Origin of the sequence: Flavobacterium wongokense (assembly GCF_021608265.1) — a bacterium.
In the GTDB taxonomy this organism is placed as follows: Bacteria; Bacteroidota; Bacteroidia; order Flavobacteriales; family Flavobacteriaceae; genus Flavobacterium; species Flavobacterium wongokense.
The window spans coordinates 1,019,250-1,030,771 of record NZ_JAKIHP010000001.1; the positions used below are offsets into that span (position 1 = coordinate 1,019,250).

Sequence of the window (11,522 nt, forward strand, 5' to 3'; positions counted from 1 at the left end):
CTTACAATATACATTACATAATAGATACAGATTTAAATTATGGAAAAGTTAATAAATGATTTCTCGTTCGGATTGTTCTTCTGGCAAACATTAATTTTCTTGTTATTGATTTTCTTGTTGAGAAAATTCGCTTGGAAACCAATTCTTACTGCAGTTAATGAAAGAGAAGAAGGTATTAAAAATGCGTTGCTTTCTGCTGAAAATGCAAAGAAGGAAATGCAGAGCCTAAATTCACACAATGAAAAATTATTGGCTGAAGCCAGAGTTGAAAGAGATGCTATCCTGAAAGAAGCAAGAGAAATTAAAGACAAAATTATTTCTGAAGCTAAAGACGATGCACAAGTTCAGGCTGGGAAATTGATTGAGCAGGCAAAAGCGGCAATCAACAGCGAAAAAAATGCTGCAATGACCGAATTGAAAAACCAGGTTTCTAACCTTTCAATCGAAATTGCGGAAAAAGTATTAAGAGAAGAATTATCTAACAAGGAATCTCAAACCAAATTGGTTGAGAAAATGTTGGGTGACGTTAAATTAAATTAATCGTTATGTCAAGAGCTGCGATTAGATACGCGAAAGCAATTTTGGAAACTGCGGTTTCAAGCGGAAAAGCTAACCAGGTTAATGATGATATGAAATCAGTCATTGCTGCGGTTAACTCGAGCGCTGATTTGAAAGAATTTTTGTCAAGCCCAATTATTGCTTCAGAAGTGAAGATGAAAGCATTGACTGAAGTTTTTGGTTCAGTTCAGTCTGAAACCAAATCGCTTTTCAGATTGCTACAGGAAAATAAAAGATTTGGAATATTAGAAGCAATAGCTGCACAATACAATGCCCAGTTTGATGAAATGAACGGTGTTGAGGTTGCAAAAGTGACTACTGCTTTTCCTATCACAGCCGATTTGGAAGCTAAGATTTTGGCAAAAGCGGCATCGATTTCAACAAAAAAAATAACCATTCAAAACACAATTGATCCTTCAATTATTGGTGGATTTATTTTGAGGATAGGTGACAAACAATACAATGCTTCTGTATCCAACAGACTGCAGGAATTGAAAAGGGAGTTTAGCAACTAAAAAAACCAAGGATGAAAAAAGTACTAGTAGTTTTGTTTTTGAGCATTTCTTTTTTAGGATTCTCCCAAAAGGTGAAATTAAAAAAGGAAAAAGTTATCATTGACGATGTTGAGACTTACAATTATGAGGAAGAAGGAAGAAGCATCACTTTTTCTACCTTGAAATCAGAGGAATTCATTACGGTTTTAAGCACAACTTACGAAGAAAAGAATCCTGCTCATTACAATCAAAACAATCCACAGGCTTACAGATACCCTGCGTTTATCAATAAAGAGGTAAACACGGTTAAGTTCCTGAAAAGCGGAAAAGAATTGTTTACCGACATGAGGGATAAAGAAATTATCAAAGCTGTTTTTAAAGCAAATCTTGTAGATGAAAACGGAAACATTGATGAAGAGAAATTGAATATTTTCATCAATAAATACAATAACGAGAATTTAAAATTAAAAATAAACTAATCTTTTAGATTATATATTATGGCAGAAATTAATCCAGCTGAAATTTCAGCAATCTTAAAGAAACAATTATCTGGTTTTGAATCAGGTGCAACATTAGAGGAAGTAGGAACAGTACTTCAGGTAGGTGACGGTATTGCTCGTGTATACGGGTTATCAAATGCTCAATACGGTGAGTTGGTACAATTCGAAAACGGATTGGAAGCTATCGTTTTGAACTTAGAGGAAGACAATGTTGGAGTTGTACTTTTAGGACCATCTACAGGAATTAAAGAAGGTTCAACAGTAAAAAGAACACAACGTATTGCGTCGCTTAAAGTTGGTGAAAAAATCGTAGGTCGTGTAGTAAACACACTTGGAGAGCCAATCGATGGTAAAGGTGCAATCGGTGGGGAATTATACGAAATGCCATTGGAAAGAAAAGCTCCTGGAGTTATCTTCCGTCAGCCGGTAACCGAGCCGTTACAAACAGGTATCAAGTCTATTGACGCGATGATTCCGGTAGGAAGAGGGCAGAGAGAGCTTGTAATTGGTGACCGTCAAACTGGAAAAACTACAGTTTGTATCGATACCATCCTTAATCAAAAAGAATTCTACGATGCTGGACAACCAGTATTCTGTATCTATGTTGCTATCGGGCAAAAAGCTTCGACAGTAGCAGGAATAGCTAAAACATTAGAGGAAAAAGGAGCAATGGCTTACACTGTTATCGTTGCTGCTAATGCTTCTGACCCGGCTCCAATGCAGGTTTACGCGCCAATGGCCGGAGCTGCAATCGGAGAATATTTCCGTGATTCAGGCCGTCCTGCTTTGATCATCTATGATGATTTATCAAAACAAGCGGTTGCTTACCGTGAGGTGTCACTTTTGTTAAGAAGACCACCAGGACGTGAGGCTTACCCTGGAGACGTATTCTACCTACACTCTCGTTTATTGGAAAGAGCTTGTAAAGTTATCAATGATAACGGAATCGCAAAAGACATGAATGATTTACCCGAATCCTTAAAAGGAATCGTAAAAGGTGGTGGTTCATTAACAGCTTTACCAATCATCGAAACACAAGCAGGTGACGTATCTGCGTATATCCCAACCAACGTAATTTCGATTACTGACGGACAGATTTTCCTTGATGGTGATTTGTTTAACTCAGGAGTTCGTCCTGCGATTAACGTAGGTATTTCGGTATCTCGTGTTGGAGGTAACGCTCAGATTAAATCGATGAAAAAAGTAGCAGGTACATTGAAACTTGACCAGGCACAATTCCGTGAATTGGAAGCGTTTGCCAAATTTGGTTCTGACCTTGATGCTGTTACCTTAAACGTAATCGAAAAAGGAAAAAGAAACGTTGAGATCTTGAAACAGGCAGTTAACGATCCTTACACTGTTGAAGACCAGGTTGCGATCATCTACGCAGGTTCTAAAAACTTGTTGAGAAACGTTCCTGTAAACAAAGTAAAAGAGTTCGAAAGAAGTTTCATTGATTACTTAAACAATAAGCACAGAGATACTTTAGATGCTTTAAAAGCGGGTAAATTGGACGACAATATTACCGACGTTTTAGAAAAAGTAGCTAAAGAACTTTCAGCTCAATACTAATAAAAATTATTTTAAATTTTGAATTATAAATTTTAAATGGGTTCCATAATTTATAATTCAGAATTTATAATTTAAAATAATATAAATGGCAAACTTAAAGGAAATACGTAATCGAATTAGTTCAGTTTCATCTACGATGCAAATTACATCGGCGATGAAAATGGTTTCTGCTGCAAAGCTGAAAAAAGCTCAAGATGCTATTACAGCGATGCGACCGTATGCCGAAAAACTAACCGAACTTCTACAAAATGTAAGCGCTACTTTAGATGGTGATGCTGGTGGAGAGTTCACTGCGCAACGTGAAATAAACAAGGTTTTAATTGTTGTCATTACTTCTAATAGAGGTTTGGCCGGAGCATTTAACTCCAACGTTATCAAACAAGCGGCATCGCTTGCAGAGAATTACGCAGGAAAACAAGTTGACTTTTTGGCTATTGGTAAAAAAGGAAACGACTTTTTCAGAAAATCAGGAAATGTTATTGATAACAGAAGCGAAGTATTTGACCAACTTACTTTTGAAAATGTTGCCGATATCGCACAAATCCTAACAGATAAATTCACCTCTGGTGAGTATGACAAAATCGAATTGGTGTACAACCAATTTAAAAATGCCGCAACACAAATCGTTCAGGTAGAACAGTTTTTACCGTTAGCACCAATTGAGTCAGATGTACCAGCTTCAACAGGAGATTATATTTTTGAACCATCAAAAGAGGAAATTGTTTTGACATTGATTCCAAAATCTTTGAAAACTCAATTATACAAAGCAATCAGGGATTCATTTGCATCTGAACACGGAGCGCGTATGACCGCAATGCACAAAGCAACGGATAACGCAACCGAGTTGAGGAACCAATTGAAACTGACGTACAACAAAGCTCGTCAGGCTGCAATTACAAATGAAATTCTTGAAATCGTTGGTGGTGCAGAAGCACTAAAAGGATAATTCTTAATTCAGGATATTTTTTAAAAAAGAGTCAACTAAGGTTGGCTCTTTTTTCTTTTGTAAAATATCGGTTTTAAAACTTTCTTAATAGGGAATATTTTATATTTTTATAAACTAATAGTAACTTTTTACTAATTAGTACGTACAATCGTATGTAGCAAAAAACCAAAACCAACATGAGTTCAGAAAGCTTTAACTGGAAAAGTCTTTTTATCAATGAAGATGCCAACCAAACTAAAAAAGAAGAAGCAAAATCCGCTTCAATTCCACAAACAAATAAATTCCCTGACGCAGTAGCAACGCCAAACGCCTCAAACAATCTTTCAAATCCTTTTTTAGAGGAAATCTTAGAGGTTTACCAAAAAGGTTTCGAAGGATTAAATGCTGAAGGATTCGATTTCTTTGAAATGTATAAATCGGTAAATGCAGTTGGAGTTACCAATCCACAAAGTTATCAAATGGCATTTACGATGGGTAAAACAATCAATTCCAATTTGAGCAAAGAGTTTCTTTTAGATAAATCCAAATATTATTTATCCGAAATCGAAAAGGTTTACGAAAAATACAACATCACCGGGAATTCAAAAAAATCAGATTTAAATCATAAAATTACCCAGGAAAAGAAAGACCTTTCTAAAAACATAGAAGATCTTGGTGCCCAAATTGCCCAACTTCAAAAAGACCTTGAATCTAAAAAGTTAGAGTTAGACAGGATTGACACTAATAATGCTCAGGAATTTTCCGAACTGCAGCTTAAAATTGAGGCTAACAATTTGGCCAAACAAAGAATTCAGGACTCGATCAATTTAGTGATAACAGGAATCAACCAATACTTGTAAGATGGACAACAGATACGAACAAGAAAAAAGCACCCTATTAGAATTACCTATACTCAAACATTTCGACGAATCCAAAGGAGAAATTGCCTTAAGCGGAAACGCTCTTAAAAAAGGCGAAAAAGGCCTGTTCTGGGCACTAACTCTTGCCTTATTGGGCGTTGGAGGTTATTTAATCTGGACGTACATTATCCCACCATTATTTACCATGTTGGGACAAGTCATAGCCTTATCGGCAACAGCCATTTTCCTGATATTCCTGGTAATGATGTTCCCGGTAATTATGAAAGGACTTCGTTTCGCAACAAAAAACCTTCACAAAGCTTTGATTCAAAGCAATCCTTTTAATGAGTTGGATGAGCAAAAGCAAAAAATGATGAAGAACCGCGATGTCTTCAAAAATACCAAAGCTAAACTTAAAGGCCTTAAAAATGAAATGGAAATCGAAGCTTCCAAATCGGAAAAAGAAGCCAAAGGATTCCAGGAAGAGGTTTTGAGTTTGCAACGCCAATCTGAAAAGCTGAAATCAGCCATGGATGAAATGGTGAAACAAAACGGAGTTGGAGCAAAAGACACAGACGAATATGTTGCACTTCAAAGTGAATTGGCAAGAAAGCTTAGCGACTCTCAACGTATTTCAAATCAGTACGAACAAAGCAAAAGTTTTATCCAAAAGTATGGCGTAAGAGCAAATGTTTTGGGGAAAATGGACAGAAAACTGACACTTGCCGGAACAGCAATCGACATCAAAATTGCCGATTTTGATACAACAATTACGATGTTACGCAAGGAATATGAGTTTGCCAAAAACGCTAAAGCAGCAACAGAAAGTGCCAAAAGTGCGATGATGTTTACCAAAGATTGGGAATTGGAATATGCCTTGGAAGTCGTTACTTCAACGATAGCACAAGACATTGCCAAAACATCTGAAAACCTTATCGACATCGATGCCTTGACTTCGAAATATTCGGTAGATAATGACGAATTGTACTCTCGCCTGGATTCGTTGGCAGACGAAATCAAAACCGGTGAAAACACGATTCCGGATTCAACAAAATATACCAGTCCAAATTATAAAATGAGTAAAGAGGACAAACAAAACGCTGGTGGTTTCGGCGATATATTCTAACTAAATTAAAAACTAATCTTTAAATAAAATGGGAAAAATTTTAAGAACAACCAAACTGACAACTTTATCAGAATTACTTATTGTAATTGTTGGAATTGGAGCAATTTTAGGTGGTATTTATCTGGTATCTCCTGGATTAAGGACAGCCGTTTCCAAACAGCTTACAGGAATTGATCTTAATACAACCGACGTAAATAACGTAACCAATGCGGCTAAAATCGAATTGCCTTCTAAAGAACTTTCAACTGAAGTTTCATCTAAACCATTAGTAAGGATTGCAGGATATGCCTGGAACGGGCAATCAGGTATGATTGTGGCGAATGGTGGGCCAAAAACTACAAAAGGTTCCTTAATGGAAAAAAATGGCGTAAACCTGGAACTAATCCGTCAGGACTGGTTAACGGAATTACGCAACATGCAAATGAAATTTATCGAAGAATTTGATGGAGGAACCGCTTTCCCAACTTCAGATAAAAGTGCATTCGCCATCATGATTATGGGTGACGGAGCTCCATTTTATATCAGTTCGGCACAAAAAGCACTAGATGAAAAATACGGTAAGGACAAATACCATTTACAGGTTATGGGTGTTGTCGGAATGAGTTATGGTGAGGATAAATTAATCGGGCCACCAAGCTGGAAATCAAATCCAAAAAGTATGAAAGGTGCCGTAATCTCTACAGTTTTAGGAGACGGTGACTGGGTAACTACGGTGAACTATTGTTTCGCAAACGGTTTGAAGGTAAATCCAGATCCAACAACGTATGATGCTGATGCTGTAAATATCTATCCTTCAGAAAATGACGATTACATGAAATCGGCTGAAGAGTTGATTAAATCACAAACAACTGGCTGGACAGTTTCCTTAAAAGAAGTATCCAACGGAAAATTGACCGGAAAATCGGTAAGCAAAAAAATCGACGGCTGTGCTACATGGACACCGGGAGACAAATTGGTTTTCGACAAACTTTCAGGTTTTGTGGATATCGTTTCTACAAGGGAATTCAACAACCAGATGCCAACTGCCGTTATCGGTGTGAAGGAATGGGCTGAAAAAAATCCACAGATTGTAACCAACATCCTAAAATCTGCATTCACGGCTTCAAATCAAATGAAGAATTATGAGGATTGGAAAGTACGTGCGTCAGAAGCTGTTGCTGAAACTTTCAAAATTGAAACTCCAAAATATTGGTATGATATGTTCAAAGGACAACAAGGCACCAAAAATGGCCTGACTTACAACATGGGTGGATCAAAAGTATTGAACTATGCTGATGGTATGCAGTACTTCGGAATGAGCGATGGCGTGAACCGTTACAAATCGGTTTACAACCAGGTTGGGACTTATTTAACAGAATTGAATCCATTCGGTTTCAATGAAAATGTTGGAAGAGTGGTTCCTTACGAAGAAGCGGTAAACCTCTTCTTTATGAAAAACATCAACGACATCGAATCTACAGCTGCTGATAAAGCCGATTATACAGCTCAGTCAACAGAAGTAATGGCTTCGGGAGAATGGAAAATCAATTTCGCTTCCGGTAGTGCTTCAATCCAAAACAATTCAAATAAGGATTTGGAGAAAATCTACAACCTATTGGTACAGGCTGAAAACTCTAAGTTGACGATTGTTGGGCATACCGATAATGTTGGAGGCGATGCGGCAAACGTACCGTTATCAAGAAACAGGGCACAAGCGGTTGTGGACTATTTAAAACAAAAAGGAATTCCGGAAAACCGTTTCCAAATGGTTGACGGAAAAGGAGCAGCTGAACCAGTTGCAGACAATTCCACAGAAGCCGGAAAAGCCAAAAACAGAAGAGTTGTAATTACATTCCTGAAATAATTTAAAAAGCAAAAAGCTGTCAGCAATGGCAGCTTTTTATCTCTTATATGATAAAACTTTTAACCCCATTCGAAAAAATAGCCAAGCCGCAAAAAACAATCATCATGGCTGTTTGGATTGCATTGGTATTTTTGATTTGGTTCATCGGAACTTCAGGTCAAAAACACCTTTTTCCTTCACCTTCACAAGTGTTGGAAGGTTTCCAAGGATTATACGCTGAAGGTTTGGTAGTGCACATTTTCAACTCGTTGTGTTTGTGTTTTCTGTCGATTTTTTTAGCGATGGTAATCGCCTTACTTTTTGCGTATTCATGGCCAATTCCGCTATTGAAACCGCTTTCCGAATTTGTAACGAAATTTAGGTTTCTTCCTTTTACAGGTTTGTCATTCTACATCACTTTGATTATCCACGATGCCCGAAATATGCAGATTTGGATTATGGTTATTTTCCTGACGACATTCCTGACGACTTCTTTAATTGGAGTAATAAAAGACATTCCCGAAGAGGAATTCGACCACGCCAAAACCCTAAAATGCAGCCGTTGGGAAGTCCTTTGGCAGGTAGTCATTTTGGGAAGGATCGATTATGTTATTGATGCCATTCGTCAAAATTTAGCCATCACCTGGATGATGCTGGTAACCGTAGAATCCATCGTAGTAGCTTCAGGAGGATTAGGATTCCTAATCAAAAACTCCGATAAATTCATGAACCACGGAAGAATCATTGCTTTGCAAATCATCATTCTTCTAATTGGATTGTTTTTAGACTGGAGCATCAACTTTTTGAGAAAGGCAATTTTTAGATATTCAACAATATAAGCCATGGAATTTTCATTTAAAGAAACATTATTATACGTTGAAAACCTAAGCGTAGCTTATGATGGCAACGTGATTATAAAAGACATCAGCCTTACCGAAAAAGATGTCGTAAGAAGCGGCGTTAATGCAACAGGGCAGGTCATTGCAATCGTTGGTCGTTCAGGCCGCGGGAAATCAACTTTTTTCAGGGCATTGACCGGATTGGTTCCGTTGCACACCGGAAAGATTTTAATCAAGGATTTTGAAAGCAATGATCCGGCTGCAGCCAAAGAAGCCAAGGAAGGCGACATCGGTTTGGTAAATCAGAAATACACGCTTTTCAGGCATAAAACCGTACTTCAGACGTTGAAGTATGCTTTACGCAAAAGCACGCTTTCTGAAACGGATAAAGACAAAAAAATCAAGGAATACATCCACAAATGGGGATTGGAAAATTGCGCCGATAAATACCCAAATGAACTTTCAGGAGGTCAACGCCAAAGAACGGCTATCATTGAGCAATTGTTTTCTTCGGATAAATTCATAGTCCTTGACGAGCCATTTTCAGGCCTTGATGTCGGGAATATCGAAGAAGTAAAACAGTCCTTCGATTTGCTGTGTACGCTATCGGAATACAATACGGTGATTTTTTCTACTCACGATATCGAACTGGCTTTACGCCTGGCGCAATCGGTTTATGTAATTGGTTACCCAACGATAAATGGCGATAAGAAAGATTACGGAACCATAATAGCCAAATACGACTTAAGGGAAATGGGCTTGGCGTGGAAAGATTATTGCGAAAAGCACGATAAACTATACGATGAAATTGTCCATCAGATGATGAATTCTTAAATCGCTGACACTTGAAAAAAAACAATCCGATATCATTTTTGGAAGATTCTTTTTTGATGATAAAAGAATATTTGGAAGGAGAAATCAATCCAAAGAAAGCTTTTTTTGATGTAAAATTCATTGAGCAGTTGAAGCAGGAAACCGTTTCGCTTCTTTCGCTTTGCGAAATGTTGAATGCAGATGAAAAGACGTTAAAAGCATTGAATTCATTAGTAAATCACAGTGCGTCTAAAGAAGTTCAATACAAAGCCGAGCATTTTTTCCTATCGGATTTAATTACAGTTTACAACCAACAATTACAAAGCGAAGACGAAAAATCCCGTTTTGTTTTGGCGTATTATTATGATGTGCTGCGCAATCATAAGTTTGCTGATGTTAAAGCCATTCAGACCTTGAATAATTTAGTGGCTAATTCCGACTTCAAGACAAATCTGGATAACATCAGAAAAAATAATGCTTTGTATTCAGTAGACAATAAAGCCAATCAGAGCTTTTTGATTACAGCTTTATCGCAGACTAAAAGCGACAAACTCCAGCAAACATTAAATGCCATAAACAGCTTTGCCAAACTTGCGTTTAATTTGAGTTTTGAAAAGGAAACACTCGACAAAATTGTAGCCGAATCCAAAAAAGTCGAAACAAACAGCGCCATTGATGAATTCCTCGAAGGCGATTCGTTGGAAAAAGTACTTGCAGAACTCAACCAATTGGTTGGTTTGGAAAAAGTAAAAACCGATGTCAAAGAACTTATCAATCTTCTCGAAATCCAAAAAAAGCGACAATCCGAAGGATTGAAAAACATAGAAATAACATTGCACACCGTATTTCTTGGCCCTCCGGGAACGGGAAAAACTTCGGTTGCCAGATTACTTGCGAGGATTTATAAGCATTTGGGATTCTTATCCAAAGGCCAGCTTTATGAAACCGATCGCGAAGGAATGATTGCCGGTTTCGTTGGGCAGACTGCTACAAAAGTTGATAAAGTCGTTCAGGAAAGCCTTGGCGGTGTCCTTTTTATCGACGAGGCGTATGCGCTGAGCCAAAATATTATGGGCAACGATTACGGTTCGGAAGCAGTAAATACGTTGCTCAAAAGAATGGAAGACCACCGCGAAGACTTATCTGTCGTGGTTGCAGGTTATACTGAACCAATGAAAATCTTTGTGGAATCCAATCCTGGATTGCGTTCGCGTTTTAACCGGTTTTTCTATTTTGACCATTTCACGGCTGAACAGTTGTATCAAATCTTTGAAGGATTTTGCAAAAATGCCGATTTTATCATTAATGAAGATGCTAAGGAAAAGCTTTCCGATACCTTCGATTTATTGGTAGACAAAAAAGATGACAGTTTTGGAAATGCCCGTGTGGTTAGGAACCTGTTTGAAAAATGTGTCCAAAATCAAGCAAACCGAATCATCAAATTACCAAAAATCTCAAAGAAAACCCTGAAGACCTTTACCGAAGAAGACATCCCGGAACCAAAGGATACTCAGGAACAGGTTTCGTTTTCGATAGATAAATAATAAAACACACCAATGGAAATCCAGGAACTCACCTCATTGGAAGAAATGCTGCCTCATTTTGATTTGATGCAGCTGATGTACAAAAAGATGGATTTGGCAATGTATAAATCCTTTTTGGAAACCATGATTCCAAATAATTATTCCCAAATAGCTGTTTTTGAAAACGACCAATGCATTGGCCTTACCGGAATTTGGTTTGGAACCAAACTCTGGTGCGGAAAATTCATAGAAATCGATAATTTCATTGTCCATCCCGACCATCGCTCCAAAGGAATTGGCAACAAGATTTGCGACTTTGTTGAAGCCAAAGCAAAGGCTTTAGGTTGTACCAATATTGTCCTTGATGCCTACACCACAAACTTTCCGGCGCACCGTTTTTATTACAATCAGGGTTTTGGCCCAAAAGGTTTTCATTTCGTTAAAATTTTAGACGAAAACGGCTTAACATAAACCAAAGAATTGGTTACTT

The 11,522-nt window shown here is 37.7% G+C and carries 12 protein-coding genes; all 12 read left to right on the forward strand.

The window, feature by feature from the left end; translation table 11 throughout:
• Positions 1-39 precede the first annotated feature (39 nt).
• Entirely contained in the window at positions 40-540 is a 501-nt protein-coding gene (locus L1S31_RS04325; RefSeq protein WP_236462678.1) for a F0F1 ATP synthase subunit B, read from the forward strand.
• Positions 540-1,073, forward strand: coding sequence for an ATP synthase F1 subunit delta (atpH, locus tag L1S31_RS04330; RefSeq protein WP_236463512.1), 534 nt, complete (start codon positions 540-542; stop codon positions 1,071-1,073). The genes L1S31_RS04325 and atpH overlap by 1 nt, the downstream gene beginning before the upstream one ends.
• An 11-nt stretch (positions 1,074-1,084) precedes the next feature.
• Positions 1,085-1,531 carry a hypothetical protein gene (locus L1S31_RS04335; protein WP_236462681.1) on the forward strand — a complete coding sequence of 149 codons (447 nt, stop codon included), beginning with the start codon at positions 1,085-1,087 and terminating at the stop codon, positions 1,529-1,531.
• Between the two features lie 18 nt (positions 1,532-1,549).
• Positions 1,550-3,124: a F0F1 ATP synthase subunit alpha gene (gene atpA, locus L1S31_RS04340; RefSeq protein ID WP_236462683.1), complete on the forward strand. Its 1,575-nt coding sequence runs from the start codon at positions 1,550-1,552 to the stop codon at positions 3,122-3,124.
• Between the two features lie 85 nt (positions 3,125-3,209).
• Entirely contained in the window at positions 3,210-4,070 is an 861-nt protein-coding gene (gene atpG / locus L1S31_RS04345; protein WP_236462687.1) for an ATP synthase F1 subunit gamma, read from the forward strand.
• Between the two features lie 176 nt (positions 4,071-4,246).
• Positions 4,247-4,909 carry a hypothetical protein gene (locus L1S31_RS04350; protein ID WP_236462690.1) on the forward strand — a complete coding sequence of 221 codons (663 nt, stop codon included), beginning with the start codon at positions 4,247-4,249 and terminating at the stop codon, positions 4,907-4,909.
• Position 4,910: 1 nt separating this feature from the next.
• On the forward strand, positions 4,911-6,035 hold the full coding sequence (locus L1S31_RS04355) for an MATE family efflux transporter (RefSeq protein WP_236462693.1): 1,125 nt from the start codon (positions 4,911-4,913) through the stop codon (positions 6,033-6,035).
• A gap of 28 nt (positions 6,036-6,063) precedes the next feature.
• Positions 6,064-7,878, forward strand: coding sequence for an OmpA family protein (locus L1S31_RS04360; protein WP_236462695.1), 1,815 nt, complete (start codon positions 6,064-6,066; stop codon positions 7,876-7,878).
• A gap of 104 nt (positions 7,879-7,982) precedes the next feature.
• On the forward strand, positions 7,983-8,696 hold the full coding sequence (locus tag L1S31_RS04365; protein WP_236462697.1) for an ABC transporter permease: 714 nt from the start codon (positions 7,983-7,985) through the stop codon (positions 8,694-8,696).
• Positions 8,697-8,699: 3 nt separating this feature from the next.
• Complete coding sequence (locus L1S31_RS04370; protein ID WP_236462701.1) at positions 8,700-9,530, forward strand: ATP-binding cassette domain-containing protein; 831 nt, start codon at positions 8,700-8,702, stop codon at positions 9,528-9,530.
• An 11-nt stretch (positions 9,531-9,541) separates the two neighbouring features.
• Entirely contained in the window at positions 9,542-11,053 is a 1,512-nt protein-coding gene (locus tag L1S31_RS04375) for an AAA family ATPase (protein ID WP_236462704.1), read from the forward strand.
• Positions 11,054-11,065: 12 nt separating this feature from the next.
• Positions 11,066-11,503: a GNAT family N-acetyltransferase gene (locus tag L1S31_RS04380; RefSeq protein ID WP_236462706.1), complete on the forward strand. Its 438-nt coding sequence runs from the start codon at positions 11,066-11,068 to the stop codon at positions 11,501-11,503.
• The last annotated feature ends 19 nt before the right edge of the window (positions 11,504-11,522 follow it).